Origin of the sequence: Actinomyces faecalis (assembly GCF_013184985.2) — a bacterium.
GTDB classification, from domain to species: domain Bacteria; phylum Actinomycetota; class Actinomycetes; order Actinomycetales; family Actinomycetaceae; genus Actinomyces; species Actinomyces faecalis.
Map to the genome: position 1 here is coordinate 457,104 of NZ_CP063418.1, position 16,086 is coordinate 473,189.

Annotated in this window: 10 protein-coding genes; 8 read left to right on the forward strand and 2 right to left on the reverse strand. The window is 68.8% G+C overall.

Annotated elements, in window-relative coordinates:
• The first annotated feature begins 4 nt into the window (after positions 1 to 4).
• Positions 5 to 1,141 (forward strand): glycosyltransferase, encoded by a 1,137-nt coding sequence (locus tag HRL51_RS01840; protein WP_172119781.1) that lies wholly within the window; start codon positions 5 to 7, stop codon positions 1,139 to 1,141.
• Positions 1,142 to 1,156: 15 nt separating this feature from the next.
• Here the strand turns inward: HRL51_RS01840 and HRL51_RS01845 are convergent, their stop codons facing one another.
• A complete protein-coding gene (locus HRL51_RS01845) occupies positions 1,157 to 2,788 on the reverse strand; it encodes an asparagine synthase-related protein (RefSeq protein ID WP_172192205.1) in 1,632 nt (543 codons plus the stop codon).
• A 112-nt stretch (positions 2,789 to 2,900) separates the two neighbouring features.
• Here HRL51_RS01845 and HRL51_RS01850 point away from each other — a divergent pair, with 112 nt between their 5' ends.
• The 6 genes from HRL51_RS01850 to HRL51_RS01875 all read left to right on the forward strand — a co-directional run bounded on the left by HRL51_RS01850 (position 2,901) and on the right by HRL51_RS01875 (position 11,870).
• Positions 2,901 to 4,127 carry a glycosyltransferase family protein gene (locus HRL51_RS01850; RefSeq protein WP_244960209.1) on the forward strand — a complete coding sequence of 409 codons (1,227 nt, stop codon included), beginning with the start codon at positions 2,901 to 2,903 and terminating at the stop codon, positions 4,125 to 4,127.
• Positions 4,124 to 5,530 carry a glycosyltransferase gene (locus HRL51_RS01855; RefSeq protein WP_172192207.1) on the forward strand — a complete coding sequence of 469 codons (1,407 nt, stop codon included), beginning with the start codon at positions 4,124 to 4,126 and terminating at the stop codon, positions 5,528 to 5,530. Before HRL51_RS01850 ends, HRL51_RS01855 begins: the two co-directional genes overlap by 4 nt.
• Positions 5,527 to 7,626 (forward strand): DUF6541 family protein, encoded by a 2,100-nt coding sequence (locus HRL51_RS01860; protein WP_172119778.1) that lies wholly within the window; start codon positions 5,527 to 5,529, stop codon positions 7,624 to 7,626. Before HRL51_RS01855 ends, HRL51_RS01860 begins: the two co-directional genes overlap by 4 nt.
• Positions 7,627 to 7,680: 54 nt before the next feature.
• Complete coding sequence (locus tag HRL51_RS01865) at positions 7,681 to 8,976, forward strand: nucleotide sugar dehydrogenase (protein WP_172192209.1); 1,296 nt, start codon at positions 7,681 to 7,683, stop codon at positions 8,974 to 8,976.
• 44 nt (positions 8,977 to 9,020) lie between these two features.
• Positions 9,021 to 11,048 (forward strand): DUF6541 family protein, encoded by a 2,028-nt coding sequence (locus tag HRL51_RS01870; RefSeq protein ID WP_244960210.1) that lies wholly within the window; start codon positions 9,021 to 9,023, stop codon positions 11,046 to 11,048.
• 210 nt (positions 11,049 to 11,258) lie between these two features.
• Complete coding sequence (locus tag HRL51_RS01875; protein WP_172192211.1) at positions 11,259 to 11,870, forward strand: hypothetical protein; 612 nt, start codon at positions 11,259 to 11,261, stop codon at positions 11,868 to 11,870.
• Between the two features lie 65 nt (positions 11,871 to 11,935).
• Here HRL51_RS01875 and HRL51_RS01880 read toward each other — a convergent pair whose 3' ends face one another.
• Positions 11,936 to 13,822, reverse strand: coding sequence for an NlpC/P60 family protein (locus tag HRL51_RS01880; RefSeq protein ID WP_244960211.1), 1,887 nt, complete (start codon positions 13,820 to 13,822; stop codon positions 11,936 to 11,938).
• A 438-nt stretch (positions 13,823 to 14,260) separates the two neighbouring features.
• Here HRL51_RS01880 and HRL51_RS01885 point away from each other — a divergent pair, with 438 nt between their 5' ends.
• On the forward strand, positions 14,261 to 16,081 hold the full coding sequence (locus HRL51_RS01885) for an MBL fold metallo-hydrolase (protein WP_194256531.1): 1,821 nt from the start codon (positions 14,261 to 14,263) through the stop codon (positions 16,079 to 16,081).
• The last annotated feature ends 5 nt before the right edge of the window (positions 16,082 to 16,086 follow it).

Below are 16,086 nucleotides of genomic sequence, written 5' to 3' on the forward strand. Positions count from 1 at the left end.
CCGCATGCGCGTCACCGTCGTCACCACCTGGCTCCCCACCGCCCTTGCCCCCTCCTCGGGCAGCTTCGTCCTGCGTGACTGCCAGGCGATCCGTGATGCCGGGCACCGGCTGCGCATCATCCACCTCGTTCCCCCGCACCAGGACGACGGCACCCGCCACGTGACGATGGACGGGATGCCGGTCCTCCGACTGCCCATGCGCCCGGCCAACCCGGCTAGCGTGGCCGCAGCAGCCTGCCGCCTGCCCCGCCTGCTCGACGGCGCCGACGTGCTGCACTCGATGGCGATGAGCTCGCTGGCCCCTCTGTCCCTCCTGGATCTTGCCGGCCGCCTGACGCTGCCGTGGGTCCACACCGAGCACTGGTCGGGCCTGACCAACCCCGGCACCCTGAGTGCACCACTGCGGGCCGGGCGCGTGCTGGTCGGACGGGCGCTGGCCCGGCCCGACGTCGTGACCGCGGTGTGCGAGTACCTGGCTGAGCCGGTGCGGGCTGTCAGGCACGAGGCCGCGACCGTCGTCGTCCCGTGCATCGTGGACCCGGTGGGGGATCCGGTTGAACGGGGTCCACGAGACGAGGGAGGTCCGCTGCGTCTGGTGAGCGTCGGAGGCCTCGTGGCACGCAAGGACCCCCTGACCTGCGTGGAGGTCACCGCCGAGCTCGCCCGCCGCGGGCAGGAGGTGACGATGACCTTCGTCGGGCAGGGGCCCCTGCATGAGGAGATCGTGACCAGGGCGGCGCAGCTGGGTGTGGCGGACCGCGTCGTGCTGACAGGCACGCTCAATGCCGCGGGCGTGCACGACGAGCTCGCTGCAGCTGGCCTCTTCCTGGGGCCCACGCGCGGAGACAACTTCTTCGTCTCAGCCGCTGAGGCGATAGTAGCGGGCCGACCCGTCGTCGTCTCTGACGCCGGAGGCCAGGTTGAGTACGTCCAGCCGGATAACGGCACCATCGTGCCGGCAGGGGCTCCGGTGGCCCAGTGGGCTGACGCCGTGGAGGCTACGTGGCGGCGCCTGGTCCACGTCAGCGCCGCCGAGGTCGCGGGCACCATCGGGCAGCGCTTCGCCGCGTCGACCGTGGGGGCAGCCTACGGGGCGGTCTACGAGCAGGTCTGCTCCCCTGCCTCTGGTGACGCCGCGTAGCCGGGGTGAGGACGGCTACCTCTGCTCTACCACCGGGAGCCCTGAGAAGACCTGCGCCGCCTGGCTCCAGGAGTCGGCGAGGAAGGAACGGGTCCAGAACCCCAGTGTCTTGCGCCCGGCCAGGATCTCAAGTGCCGCACGGGGGCGGGAGGTGTCGGTGATGAGGGCGTCGAAGGCCATCGAGGAGTGCAGAGAGGACCAGGTGGAGAAGCTCCTCTCCGCGGCCCCGAGCGTGCCGGTGGCCGCCAGCACCTGCTTGAGGCGTGAGCGGGTGCGCTGGGGGACCTGGGTGACCTCGTAGTAGGCGTCGTGGCCTGGGCTGGTGCCGGTGGCCTGGGCCCACAGCCGGTCGATGACTGCCTGATACAGGTCCCGGGTCGCTGTCAGGGCCGCGCTGCCGTGGGCCCAGGCGTCCCAGACCTCGTGGTCAAGCATGGGCAGCGCCCAGTCCAGCCCGAGGTGCTCGTAGGTCCGCATGGAGTTGTTGATGTACTTCGTCTGGCGCTCGCGCAGGTTGTAGCCCTCGATGAAGGAACGCAGCGTGCGCCCGCTACCGTCCAGGCCCGCCAGGGTCATCGCCTCACGCACAGGACCAGCCACCCACTCCTGGCGCCAGGCACGCTCCTGGGCCCCCTGAAGGTTGTGGTGGTAGCCCACGACCGTGTGCGCAGCCCGGGCGCGGGAGACGGGCAGCTCGTCAAGCAGCGGCAGGTCATGCATATTGCCCACCACCGTGTGGCCGGGCAGGACGAGGTCGCCCTCGGTGACGACCCCACGGCGTCGCAGCGTGCTCAGCGCGTACCAGTCCTGGACGTGGGGGAGGGCGGACCAGGAGTGAGATGAGGACAGGAAGGCACCGGTCTCAGCCGAGTGCCAGTGCTCAAGCAGAGAGCGGCGCTCGTAGGGCACGGCGTGCCACTCCAGGCCCACCTGCCTGGCGACCGCGCGGGAGACCTCCATCTCACGTGCCCCGGGGACCCCGTAGGTGAAGGCCAGGACTCGACCGGGGCGGAGCTGGTGGTGCAGCGCCAGCCAGGCCACGAGGAGGCGAGAGTCCAGGCCACCGGACAGCGGGATGACCAGGCGCGCCTCGGTGCGTTCCAGCAGCCGCCCCATCGTGGTGTCCAGGGCGTGGAGGAAGGAGACGGCCAGGACCTCGGGGTCGGTGACCTCCTCAGCGTGGTAGGAGAAGAAGGCGTAGTCCTCCTGGTGCCAGCCCCCCGTCCGTCGGTCGATGGTGACGACGGCGCCCTGGGGCACCTGGTGGACGCCGGACAGCAGGGTGCGGGCGCCGGTGACGAACCCGGCGTCAGCGAGCTCACGGCACGCCGGGGCGATCAGGGCCGGGGAGGACAGGGCCTGGAGCATCAGCTGTGGGTCGTCACTGACCACGAGCCTGGAGCCTGCGTCCTGCAGGCTCCACAGCAGGGGCCAGGAGCGCAGACGGTCCACCGCGAGCTCCACCTGCTCGCCGCTCACGCGCACGGCTGCGAGCCTGCCAGGATGAGTGCGCAGCGCCTGGGGGAGGGTCGGTGAGGCGCAGGGGTGGTCGCAGCGTGTGTGCGTGACAACGGTGCCCTGGCCGTGTGGGTAGGGGGCCTCACGGCGCGTCCACTGCGGTGCTGCGAGCCTGAGGTCAATCTCCACGGGCGCCTGCCTTCCCTGCCGAGGACCGTGTCAGTCTTTGCTGCTAGTGTGTCACACGCCTGGTGGCCTCAGCGTGCCGCCTCATGCTTCGCGGGACGGAGGAAGGGACGCGATGACGCAGCAGGGGACGCGCCCGCTCATGATCTTCCACGCCCCCTACCCGCTGGCTGAGCGGGCTGCCGCCTCCAGGCTGCGCCCGTTGCGTATGCGCCAGGCCTTCGCTGCGCTGGGCTACGAGGTCGTGGAGGTCACCGGCTACGCACCTGCCCGCAGGCGGGCCATGGCGCGTGCCCTGGTGCGGCTGGACGCCTACGCGCGCCAGCGCGCCGCGGACCCGTCGCTGCCCACCCCCTTCGTCTACTCCGAGAACGCTACTATTCCCAGCGCCCTGACTGAGCCCGGCCACCTGCCTCCCCACCCCTTCCTGGATATCTCCTTCTTCCGCCAGGCCAGTAGGCGTGGGGCGAGGGTCGGTGCGTTCTACCGTGACCTGTACTGGCGTTTCCCCCGCTTCCGCCAGGACATCCATCCGGTGGTAGACGCGGCGCTGCGGGCCACCTACCTCGCCGAGCTGAGGCAGTGGCAGCGGGCTGGCCTGCGCGTCTACCTGCCCAGCGCCGCCATGGCCCCGCACATGCCCGTGATAGACCGCCAGGCGATGAGCGCGCTGCCTCCAGGGGCGGACCTGGTATCCCGCCCTGCCCCGGACCGGGCGGCGCTGGTGGCCGCGCCGGGCGCGGGCATGGACCTGCTGTTCATCGGGGTACTTGGGGACAACTACCACCTGGAGCCCGTGTGCCAGGCGGTGGCCCAGACCGAGGGGACCCACCTGACCCTGTGCACGCGTCCCGAGTCCTGGCAGACGGTGGCCGAGCACTACCGTCCCCTGCTGCCCCAGGGGCGCCACCGTGTGGTCCATGCCTACGGTCCCCAGCTCGAGCCGCTGTACTCACAGGCTGCCGTGGGGGTACTGCTGGTCGAGCCGAGCGAGTACTGGGACTTTGCCGTCCCCTACAAGCTCTACGAGTACCTGGCCCATGAGCTGCCAGTGGTGGCCACTGCCGGGACGCAGGCGGGCAGGATCGTCCAGGAGCTAGGGATCGGCTGGACGCTGCCGGCCCAGGGCGGGGCGCTGGCCGCGCTGCTACGCCACCTGCGTGCCAACCCTGGGGAGCTGGCGCAGGTCCAGGCCCGTATGCGTCTGGTGCTGCCCGGGCAGACCTGGCAGGCCCGGGCGCGCCAGGTGGCGTTGGACCTGTCCGGATGGGCTCCGGAGCCGGGGACGTCGGTGGACCGAGCAGACCTCCAGGGACGCGACGAGGGAGAGGAACCAGGATGAGGGAAGCCGGGCTGCTGGACCAGTTAAGGACGGGCATAGCAGGCGTCAGCCGCACCCGTGCCCGGCGGCGTCCCGGGGTGCTCATGGCCACCCGGATCCACCTGCCTGAGACCGCTGCCGCCTCATTCAGGCTCGACGGCGTTGAGCGGGCGCTGGCCCGCCACCGGGTGCCGGTGCGGGTGCTGACCACCACCCCTCCACCCTCCGCGCCTCAGGGAGAGAAACGTGACGCCGCCTCGGCCCCCGGACCTGGTGGCGATGGTGACCCTGCCGGCGTGTCAGTGTCCCGGTGGCCGGCGCTGCGCGACTCCTCGGGCTATCTGCGCGGCTACCTGCCCTACATGTCCTTTGACGTTCCGCTCCTGGGACGCCTCCTGGCTGCTGCTCGCCCCGACGTCGTCCTGGTTGAGCCGCCGCCGACCACCGGCGTCGTCGTGCGCCTGGTCTCAGCGCTGCGCAGGCTCCCCTACGTCTGGTACGCCCCTGACGTATGGTCGGTGGCCGCAACCTCCACCGGCGCCCCCCACGCGGTGCTGGCGGCAGTGCGGGCGATGGAGTCCTTCGCCGTGGGCGGTGCCCAGCAGGTCATCGCGATCAATGACGAGGTGGCCCAACGCGTGCACGAGCTCGGTGCCCGCAGCGTGCGTGTGGTGCCCAACGGCATCGACACCTCCGTCTTCGCCGCTACCGGCCCGCTGCCCAGCGCCCAGGAGAAGGCGGAGCTGGGGATCACCGGCCCCTACGCGGTCTATGCCGGCACAGCCTCGGAGTGGCAGGATGCCGCCGTCTTCGCCCGCGCCCTGGCGCAGGTCCGACGCCACCACCCCACCGCCCAGCTCCTCTACCTCGGGCAGGGGGCGAGCTGGGCGGAGATCGCCCAGGCCGGAGCCCAGGTGCCGCCAGGACCCGACGGCGCACCCGCCGTCGTCATGCACGGCCTCATGCCCCCTGAGCAGGCCGCCCGCTGGCAGCGGGGAGCGGCCTGCGCGATGGTGTCGATCAAGCCCGGGCTCGGCTACGACTTCGCCTATCCCACCAAGGTGCTGGCGGCCCTGGCCTGTGGCACGCCCGTCCTCTACGCCGGACGCGGCCCGGTGGTCCAGGACCTGGCCAGCCACGACCTGGGCTGGGCCGTGGAGCACGACACCGACGCCGTCGCCCAGGCCCTGGAGGCTGCCTTCACGGCTGACGCCACCCTGGGGGAGGCTGAGCATGCTGATCGCGCCACCAGGCTCCACCAGTGGGTAGAGGACCACCGCTCGCTACGGGCCACCGGTGAGGCCGTGGCGGCAGAGCTGCGCAGCGTCGTGCTACGCGATCGCCAGGCTCGTCAGGCCCGTCGCCCTTGGGGGTGGGCCCGACGGGACCCCTCAGGCCATGACGGTGCCGGGAGGAGCAGGTGACCGGCTGGGTCGGCGCCACTGGGACGCTCCTCCTGCTGGCGGCGGCCACCTGGGGGCCGGGACTAGGACTGCTGCTGGCGGCCGGGGCACGCAGCCGCCTGGCGCGCCTGGCCTGCGCCCCGGCACTGACCTTCGCCCTCTACGGCGTGGGGGGAGTGCTCTTCAACAGTCTGGGCCTGCGGTGGCACGTGCCCACCGTCGCCCTCTACGTCCTGACCTGTGTGGTGCTTGTCGCCGGTGTGCGCTGGCTCATCCTGGCCGCCTGGGGCAGGCCGCTGACCTGGCGGACGTGGCTGGCGGTGCCTGTGGACCCCTCGGGAGCGAAGGAACCGGCCAGCGGCGGAGGGGCTCCTGGAGAGCCGACCGGAACGCTGCCGGCGCTGACCGGTCCCCGCTGGCTGGGGCCGGTAGCGGTGGCCGTGACCTGGCTGGTCATGCTCAGCCCGGTCTTCCCAGGGACCTCCCCCTCCGAGCCGATTCAGTCGGCTGACTCGATCTACCACTACAACCAGGCCTGGCTCATCGAGCACACAGGCAACGCCTCCATGCTCAACGGCAACGCCAGCATGTTCGGTCTGGACGGCCACTCCAGCTTCTACCCGATGGTCTGGCACGAGATCACCACGCTGGCGGCCTTCGGGTGGAGCCAGGTGGTAGAGGCGACCAACACGATGCTGCTGCTCGTGCCGCTGGTCTACCTCATCGGCCTGGTCTACCTGGTACGGGTCATCCTGCCTGAGATCCGTGCCGCGGCTTGGATCGCGCTAGGGGCCAGTGCTCTGATCCCCATCTTCCCCATGCGCCTGCTCATGGATACCGCGGTGTGGCCTTACACACTCGCCCTGGCAGCCTGCCCCGCCGTGGCGGCCTGGACCATCGCCTTGTGGAGACGCTGCCTGTGGCTGTGGGGGCTGGGACGGCGGATGCGTGCCCTGGCGGCGCTCGCGGCCGTGCTACCTGCCTACGCCGGCCTGGCACTGACCCACCCGGCGACCCTCATCATTATCGGCTGGCCGTTGGCGGCCGTGGCCTGGACCGGTATCGTCCTGGCCGCCTGGAGACTGCTGCGCCACGGGGAGCGACGACGTCGTGCCCTGGGTGTGGCGCTAGTGGTCCTGGCGGTGGCCATGGTGGTGGCGCTGGTACTCGTGGTGGTCAGCCCTGGACCACAGCAGGCCCACTTCGGGCGCCGTCCTTTCCGCACCTGGGACTACAGCTGGAAGAAGGTGGTCTCCGCCCTGGTCCTGTTCTACGGGGGTGGCGGCTGGACGATGAAAGCCACCCTGGTCTCGATGGCGCTGGCCTGCCTGGGCGGGACGGTGGTGAGCCTGCGCCGGCGGCGCCACCGTGGGGCGGTGGTGGCATGGCTGGCCTGCCTGCCGTTGATCATCGCGGCGATGGCACCCATCCCGGTCCTGTCCGCTCTCACCGGCGTTTTCTACAACAACCCGCACCGGATCAAGGCGATGACGGCACCGGCAGCAGTGCTGCTGGTGACCATCGGGGTGGCGGCGCTGGGGCACTGGTTGATGGAACGCCTGCTGGAGCGGGCTAAAGGCCGTGGAGCGGCGCAGGTGCGCCAGTGGTCGCCGGTGGCGGTGGGGGCTGCGGTCCTGCTCGTGGCGACGACAGCCACCTGGCCGGGTGTGCGCGCGGACGTGGCCGGGGCCTTTACGCCCGGTGCCTTCAACCAGCGCAGGGTCGTCTCTGCGCAGGAGAAGGCGATGATGCACCGACTGGCGCAGGAGCTGCCGGACGACGCCCTGGTGATCGGGGACCCGGTGGCGGGGACGGCGATGCTGCCCTTCATGGCGGGGGTGCGCTCGGTGTGGATGTTCGCCGGGCAGGCCGACTCTGACGCTGACGGGCTCTACCTGCGCCACTACTTCAACCAGATCCACTCCGATCCGCACGTGTGCGAGATCCTGCGTGCCCACGAGATCCGCTACTTCTACCAGGACGCCAGCAAGTTCTTCAACGGCACCTGGCTGGCCCGGCTGCGTCCGGGGCTGTATGACGTGCGCACGACGACGGGCTTCACCCTGGTGGATCGTGGTGGCACGGCCCGGGTCTGGGAGATCACGGCCTGCGACTAGGACCGACGGCTATCCTGGGCCCGCAAGACGCACACGCAGGCAAGAGGAGACCGGATGCGCATCGCCGTCGTCGCCCTGGGAAAGATCGGGCTGCCGCTGGCTGTCCAGTACGCCACGAAGGGCCACGAGGTTATCGGGGTCGATATCAGCGAGCGGACGGTGGAGCTGGTCAACCAGGGTGTTGAGCCCTTCCCCGGCGAGGCCTTCCTCCAGGACAAGCTCAGCGAGCTGGTGCCGGCCGGCCGCCTGCGCGCCACCACGGACTACTCTGAGGCCGTCCCCGGAGCGGACGCGGTCGTCCTGGTGGTCCCGCTCTTCGTCAACGACGAGACCTGGGAGCCGGACTTCGCCTGGATGGACGCCGCCACTCGGTCGCTGGCTGAGCACCTGACGCCGGGCACCCTCATCTCCTACGAGACCACGCTGCCTGTGGGAACCACCCGCAGACGCTGGAAGCCTATGATCGAGGAGACCAGCGGCCTGCGCGAGGGCAGCGACTTCCACCTCGCCTTCAGCCCGGAGCGGGTGCTGACCGGCCGCGTCTTCGCAGACCTGCGTCGCTACCCCAAGCTGGTTGGTGGTCTGAGTGAGGCGGGCACCAGGGCGGGGATCGCCTTCTACGAGCAGGTCCTCGACTTTGATGAGCGTCCCGACCTCCCGCGCCCCAACGGCGTGTGGAACATGGGGACTGCCGAGGCCGCTGAGATGGCTAAGCTCGCTGAGACCACCTACCGTGACGTCAACATCGGCCTGGCCAACCAGTTCGCCGTCTACGCGGACAAGGCCGGTTTTGACATCGAGCGCGTTATCGACGCCTGCAACTCCCAGCCCTACTCCCACATCCACCGTCCCGGCATCGCGGTGGGTGGGCACTGTATCCCGGTCTATCCGCGTCTGTACCTGTCCACGGATCCTGACGCCTCGGTGGTGCGCACAGCCCGTCAGTTCAACGCCACGATGCCGCACTACGTGGTGGGGCGTGCCGAGGAGATGCTCGGGTCACTGGAGGGGTTGCGCGTGGTGGTGCTGGGTGCCTCCTACCGTGGCAAGGTGAAGGAAACTGCCTTCTCCGGGGTGTTCCCCACCGTTGAGGCCCTGCGTGCCAAGGGGGCTGAGGTCCTGGTCCAGGACCCCATGTTCTCCGACGACGAGCTCGCCGGCTTCGGCTGGGCCCCCTACCACCTGGGTGAGGCGGTGGACGTCGCCATCGTGCAGGCCGACCACCCTGAGTACACGACCCTCACACCCACGGACCTGCCCGGCGTACGCCTGCTGCTGGATGGGCGGCGAGCCACGGACCCGGCGCTGTGGGTAGGTACCCCGCGCCTGGTCATCGGTGGTGGTCAGTGACTGGCCGGTGCGTGTGAGCCTGGCCCGTAGGGCTTGAGGATGGTATGAGCGCCATGACGGTGGCGGTGGTGCTCGGCGCCTTGACGTTGGGCCTGCTTCTGCTGCTTGCCCCCGGCTGGCTCATCGCCTGGGCCGGAGGGTTGCGCGGCCTGGCGGCCGCCTCGGTGGCGACGGGTCTGTCCTGCGCCGTCATTGGCGTGGCCGAGATCTTCACCTCCGCCGCAGGTCTGCCCTGGGGGCGGTTCGGCTGGGTGGCGATCACCGCCCTGAGTGCGGTGGCCGCCGCGCTGCTCCTTGGACTCAGGCGACTGCTGCCTGGCTCTCGTGGGATGTCCGGGTCCGACGCCGTTGCCGGAGCTCGTGCCCCATCTCAGATCCGCTCCCGCCCCGGTCCTGACCGGCTCGTCCTCTTGGGCGGGTTCGCACTCTCCGTCGTCCTCGCTGCAGGCGGGCTGTGGTGGGGGACTGGTGGTGTGACCACCCCACCCCAGGCCTTCGACGCCGTCTTCCACCTCGCCGCCGTCCAGACGATCCGTGAGGGCGGCGACGCCTCCAGCCTCGGAGGTCTCGCCGACCTCTACCAAGGGCGCCGCGTCTACTACCCAACCGTCTGGCACGGCGCGGCCGCGCTGCTTCCCGGCACAGCCTCGCTGGCCTCCAACGTGCTTGTCATCATCGTTGGGGCCGTCAGCTGGCCGCTAGGCGTTGTGGGGCTCATCGACGCCGTTGTGTGTGCACCCCCGGACCGCACATGCCTGCCAGGTACAGCCGGGAAGGCTCGCGCCCTGACCTTGGTCACCAGTGCCCTGGCCGCCGCCGCGACCAACGCCCAGGCCGTGACGCTCACGACGCTCGCCGTGTGGCCCTACGCACTGTCCCTCGTCTGCCTACCGGGTGTTCTCGCCCTCGCCCACACGCTTACCAGCGCCGCCGAGTGGCGTCCTCGTCTCGTGAGTGCCCTGCTTGCCCTCGGCACCGCCGGGGGAGCGGTGCTTGCGCACGGCAGTGCTGTTTTCAACCTCCTCGTGCTCCTGGCCGCCCTCGTGGTCTCCTGGCTGGCCCGCCTGCTGCGCGCGGGTGGCGTGAAACGCCGACGAGTCCTGTCCGTCCTCGTCCTCGTGCTCGTGGTGGGGGCTGCCGGTGCCTGGATGATGCGCGGTGCCCTGGCCTCCGTTCTCGGCTACGAGCGCGACGGTGGCAGCGCGCTGGCGACCCTTGCCCAGTCACTCATGGACACGCCCCAGTACGGGCCTCTCACCTGGCATGGACTACCGGTGGGAATCGGTCTGCTCGCACTGGCCGCCGTCGCTGTCCACCGCCGCGGGCGCGAGATGCGCCTCCACCTGGTCACCTGGGTGCTGGCGCTGGGACTTGTGGTGCTCACCGGTGGGCCGCAGTGGCCGGGCAGAGCGCTGGGCGCCGTGTGGTACCTGCAAAAGGCCCGGGTCCAGCCCCTGGCCGTCATCGCCCTGCTTGTTCTCGTCGGTCAAGGCCTGTACCTGCTGCTCATGCGCTGGTGCAGCCAGGAAGGCCTGCGTGCTCGCCGTCGGACTACCGCCCTCGTGGGGGCAGTGGCCGCCACGGCCCTGCTGGCCGTGCCCTTGCACGCGCAGCTGGCTGCCAGTATCCACGACGACGAGCGCATCGCCTACGGCACCCTCGTCACCGAGGCCGAGCTCACCTCCCAGGGTGAGCTTGCGGCTCTGCTGCCTCCGGGGTCCGTCGTCGTTGCCGCACCCTCGCTCGGGGGCACGTACCTGTGGACCGAGCACGGCGTCGGAGTCGTCTACCGGACCCGGGTTCAGCCCGCCGAGGACAGCCCCGAGCTCAGACTCGCCGACGCCCCCGCTGTCCTCGAACCGGGCAGCCGGGCCTGCACGGCCCTGAAGGAGCTTGGCGCCGACTACTACCTGTCCGTGACCCGCGATCCCTCCGGGCTAGAGCACGGCAGTGCCCCGCTGCGCTGGGACGCGGGCCTGGCCCACTGGCCGAATGAGGGCATGGAGCGCGTCAGGATGCTCCCGACCCCGACCGGCTCACTCACCCTGAACCGGATCATCGGCTGCGGCTGATGAGGCCGGCGAGCTGACCGGCCAGGACCCGCGGATCCTCAACGACAAGGGCGTCAGCCTCATCGGCCACCCCCGAGGGTCTGTTCACCCACGGCTACACCGCTCGGCTCGGGCACCGCTCCTGAGGACGGACCTGGTGGTCTGCCGACGGGGAACCGGATGTCGTCGGCTCGGGTGATCTGCTGAACCGTGACGTATTAGTCTCCTGGAATGAGACGTTCCATCCTGATCCGTGTCGTCGTCGCCCTCATGTCGCTGGCCGCCGTCGGAGGCTGTTTCTTAGCAGGAGGCTCCGCGTCCTCATCCTCGGCAAGTCCGACGGCTTCGGTACCGGCCGTCGTCTCAGCCTCGGCGACCGAGGTGGACAGCGAGGTGGTCTCCACCGCAGCGGCCCTGGAGCCCTACACAGCGCCCTCCTCACAGTGCGCGGCGATGAACGAGGTCCTGCTCACCGCCTTGGAGGAGCTGCCGCAGGGACGGGCCTACACCTCTGCACCGACCGGGGCACAGGACCGCCAGCCGCTCTGGGGGGCCTTCACCCAGGTGCTGGAGGATACCTACGGTGCACGGCTGCAGGAGACGGCAGGCACGGACGCCGTGGCGACAAGCGCCCTCAAGGCCTTGACGGAGTACAACAGCGCTTTCGCGCGGCTGACGAGCGGGGACGTGGTCGAGTTCTCCGACCCTCAGACCGTCCAGGAGGCGATCGCCGAGGGGTCAGCGCCTGCCGCCGACCCCGAGTACCTGCGCACGGTCGACGCGATGACAACAGCCCATGTCACGCTCACGCAGTGCCTTCCAGACTGGCCTCTTGTCTTCTGAGAGCTGACCGGCCCGAAAGGATGGCGGACCCACGGCGCCGGGCGTGAGTCTGGATCAGACGCTGCTCACGGGAAGGGACGCACCACTGTGGGCGCGATAGCGGACCACGAGTAGCCGGCGGTCACGTGGTCCACGCGTGCGGGGCGGCCCATCCAGTCGGTGTGGATGATCTGGTCGTTGCCCAGGTAAATGGACACGTGGGAGACCACGCCCTTGGTGGTGTAGAAGACGAGGTCGCCCCGCTGCCGCTGGTTGAAGGGCACGTGCTGGAAACCGGGGTAGGCGTAGAGCTCCCGCGAGGTGCGGTAGCTGGGCCACTGGTGCTTGTGGACGTTGATGGGCTGAGGATCCATGCCAGCGGCGTACAGGGACTGCAGAACCAGACCGGAGCAGTCGAAACCGAGTGAGTAGGAGCCCGCTCCACCCCAGGTGTAGCTCGAGCCGATCTGGTTCCAGGCGTAACCGATCATGGCCTCGACGCGCTCGGAACGGGTTGCGCTGAGTGAGATGGGTGTGGCCTGGTACTGGTCCACCCACCAGGAGTAGCCGGTACCCATGGCGTCCCAGGTGGTCCTGTCGACGACCCCGGTCTGAGGCAGGCCGGCACGGGCCTGGAAGTTGCGGACCGCGGCCTGGAAGGTGCTGTTGACCGAGGCCAGGGTGCCGGAGCTCCAGATCCCTAAGCGCTGCTGGACGATGCGGACCTTGACACCGTTCATCCCCCAGGTGAGGTCGTTGGTGGCCCAGCCGAGGGAGGTGATGTGGTCCGTGGGCTGGAGGTATCCCGTGGGAGCGCTGTAGCCGTACCAGACTCCCCCGGCCGTGAACCGCTCCGTCCTGCCGTTGATGACCCTCTCACCGGTGGCCATGGCGCCGTTGGTGTCTAGGTAGTACCAGGTGCCGCCCTGCCTGAGCCAGCCGGTGGCCATGGCGCCGCTGGTGCCTAGGTAGTACCAGGAGCCGCCCTGCTGGAGCCAGCCGGTGGTCATGGCGCCGCTGGGCTTGAGGTAGTACCAGGAGCTGCCGTCCTGGATCCATCCGGTGGACATGCGTCCGTCGTCGGCGAGGTAGTACCAGGTCCCGCGATCGTAGACCCATCCCTGGGCGCGTGCGCCGCTGGGCTTGAGGTAGTACCAGGCACCGTCCTGCTGGAGCCAGCCGGTGGTCATGGCGCCGCTGGGCTTGAGGTAGTACCAGGAGCCGCCGTCCTGGATCCATCCGGTGGACATGCGTCCGTCGTCGGCGAGGTAGTACCAGGTCCCGCGATCGTAGACCCATCCCTGGGCGCGTGCGCCGCTGGCCTTGAGGTAGTACCAGGCACCGTCCTGCTGGAGCCAGCCGGTGGTCATGGCGCCGCTGGGCTTGAGGTAGTACCAGGAGCCGCCGTCCTGGATCCATCCGGTGGACATGCGTCCGTCGTCGGCGAGGTAGTACCAGGTCCCGCGATCGTAGACCCATCCCTGGGCGCGTGCGCCGCTGGGCTTGAGGTAGTACCAGGTGCCGCCCTGCTGGAGCCAGCTGGTGGTCATATAACCGGTGCTGTTGAAGTAGTAGGTCGCCCCATTGATCGTGGCCCAGGTTGATGCCGGATAGGAGCCGTCTAAGATGCGATACCACCATCCGGTGGAGTCATGCAGCCATGCGCCGGCCCCGCTGAGGTCGATGCCGTTGAGCGGGTCGTTCTCAGTCGTGACAACGCTCGTGGGGTCCTCACCAGAAGGCTCTGCACCGATCGACCGGTCCGTCCCGACGCTCTGAGCGGAGGATGGGGACTTTTCAGGCAGTGCAGGCACGACGTCGGTCACAGGCGGCGCACTCGCAGTGGAGCCGACAGTGGCACTGTCAGCGGTGGGGGCCTCGTGAGCGGCGGCAGGGGCCACGGACAGAGTCAGGGTGAGCGCGGCGAGGAGCGTCGTTGCCTGTCGCTGAAGCATGAGGGAGGGACGGGTCATGAGGCCCAATGCTAACGTCGCAGGCCGCGCAGACACAGGGAAACGGGCGAGCCCATGGTGACGTGCGGCGTCGACTACTACTCCGACTCCTCCGTCGCTGACGGCAAGGATAGGTGGGCGTCTCTATGAGGCGAGGACTGGCGAGCTCCCGAGCGCGTCCTGGAGAAGGTTGATGAGGGAGGGTACGTGGCCCTGTGGCACATCCGCTGGAAGGCCACACCCTGCGGGAGCGGCTGAGTCGCTCAGGTACCGGGCGTGGTACAGGACACGATGCGGAAAGGCCCAAAGATCGTGATGATGTCTTTGGTCCCTCTGAGTCTGCTGTGACTAAGATGACCGTGCTCTGCCGCCCTTTCGTGGTCCTGTGAGACTGACAGCTGTCGACTCCGGCCCAATGGCTGGCTGGAGGACTGGTCGGTGTCAAGAAGGGGAGATGCGATGAGGAGGACCGCTGTGCTCGGTGCCGGCGCGAGCAAGAGGCTGCTGTCCAACGGGGGGCTGTGCTCGCTTCTGCTGACGCTGGTGCTCGTCGTCCCTAGCCTGGCTGCCGTCCCGCTGGCGCAGGCGCAGACGACCTCGGAGGAGAGGATTCACGTCTTGGCCTTTCCGGGCTCGGACGCGATCATCTTGGAGAGCAACGGGCGTTTCGCCTTTGTGGATTCTGGTGAGGACCGTGACTACCCGAGCGGCTCGGACCCCCGTTACCCCGCCCGTCCTGGAATCACGGGGGCGATAGGCTATGAGGACGAGCTGTGGTCCTACCTTGACCAGCTCGGGGTCAACAGCACGAACGTTGAGTTCTACCTGGGTACGCACCCCCACTCCGACCACATCGGCACAGCAGACACCGTCATCGAGCGATACAAGCCGAAGCGGATCTACACCCCGGAGTACAAGGACGAGTGGATCCGCGAACCGAGCCGTTTGTGGGACAACCAGTACGTCTATGACCAGATGATCGAGGCCGCACAGCGGGCGTACAAGAGCTACGGTGCCTCCCTCATCCAGCACCTGGATCCCCAGGCGCCTGCCGTGCCGACGGCGGAGAGACCGCACACCGCCTCTCCTGAGTTCGACTTCGAGGACATGCACATCCAGATCGTCAACTACCAGGAGGACTATAAGTACCCCGGTGCCATGTTCGACGCGAACCAGATGGCCTGGGGTGTCAAGGTCACGAGCCATGGCAAGAGCGCCTTCCTGGCGGCTGACATCGAGAACACCGACGGCGACGAGGATCGCATCGCTCCTGAGGTCGGCGAGGTCGACTTCCTCAAGCTTGGGCACCACGGGAGCTTCACTTCCAGCAGTGAGGGGTTCCTTGAGACCCTCAAGCCGCAGATCGCTGTCCAGACTGGGATGCTCTCCTACTTCTTTGACGAGACAGTGAAGATCCTTGACCGTCAGGGGTCGCGGTGGTACTCGGCGCAGAACATTCGTGCTGAGGGCAACAGCGCCGTCGTCCTGACCATGGATGAGTCCGGGCTCGGTATTGACGGCGCTCCTGCCGGGGTGGTTTACCGCACCCGCAGAGCAGGGAGCCCTCATGCGATCGCGTATCAAGGAGGGCGACCGTCCGAGCAGCATGGATGGCGCCTGATCGCTGGCAGGTACTACTGGTTCGACAACAGTGCCTATGCCAGTGAGGACTCATGGGTGAGGGACGGCAGCGCCTGGTACTACCTGCGCTCTGACGCGGTCATGGCGACGGGCTGGGCGCATGACGGTGAGGCCTGGTACTACTTCAGTGACTCTGGCGCCATGCTGTCTGGGTGGCAGCGTCTTGGTGGGGTCTGGTACTACCTGGAGCCGTCTGGTCGGATGGCGACTGGGTGGCGTCTGGTTGGTGGGTCCTGGTACTACTTCTCCGGCTCTGGTGCGATGGCGACGGGCTGGGCGCATGACGGTGAGGCCTGGTACTACTTCAGTGACTCTGGCGCCATGCTGTCTGGGTGGCAGCGTCTTGGTGGGGTCTGGTACTACCTGGAGCCGTCTGGTCGGATGGCGACTGGGTGGCGTCTGGTTGGTGGGTCCTGGTACTACTTCTCCGGCTCTGGTGCGATGGCGACGGGCTGGGCGCATGACGGTGAGGCCTGGTACTACTTCAGTGACTCTGGTGCCATGAGAACCGGATGGCTGGCTAGCGGCCGCTCGTGGTTCTATCTCACTGGATCTGGCGCGATGGCTACGGGGATCGTGATGACAGACGGACGGTACTCGCACTTTGGATCCAGTGGGGTCTGGCTCGGCTACCTCTGACACAG

Bases quoted from the DNA above. Each gene is read 5' to 3' on its own strand.
- HRL51_RS01875 (WP_172192211.1), top strand. From the start codon at position 11,259: ATGAGACGTTCCATCCTGATCCGTGTCGTCGTCGCCCTCATGTCGCTG.
- HRL51_RS01885 (WP_194256531.1), top strand. From the start codon at position 14,261: ATGAGGAGGACCGCTGTGCTCGGTGCCGGCGCGAGCAAGAGGCTGCTG.
- HRL51_RS01850 (WP_244960209.1), top strand. From the start codon at position 2,901: ATGACGCAGCAGGGGACGCGCCCGCTCATGATCTTCCACGCCCCCTAC.
- HRL51_RS01880 (WP_244960211.1), bottom strand. From the start codon at position 13,822: ATGACCCGTCCCTCCCTCATGCTTCAGCGACAGGCAACGACGCTCCTC.
- HRL51_RS01855 (WP_172192207.1), top strand. From the start codon at position 4,124: ATGAGGGAAGCCGGGCTGCTGGACCAGTTAAGGACGGGCATAGCAGGC.
- HRL51_RS01865 (WP_172192209.1), top strand. From the start codon at position 7,681: ATGCGCATCGCCGTCGTCGCCCTGGGAAAGATCGGGCTGCCGCTGGCT.
- HRL51_RS01870 (WP_244960210.1), top strand. From the start codon at position 9,021: ATGAGCGCCATGACGGTGGCGGTGGTGCTCGGCGCCTTGACGTTGGGC.
- HRL51_RS01840 (WP_172119781.1), top strand. From the start codon at position 5: ATGCGCGTCACCGTCGTCACCACCTGGCTCCCCACCGCCCTTGCCCCC.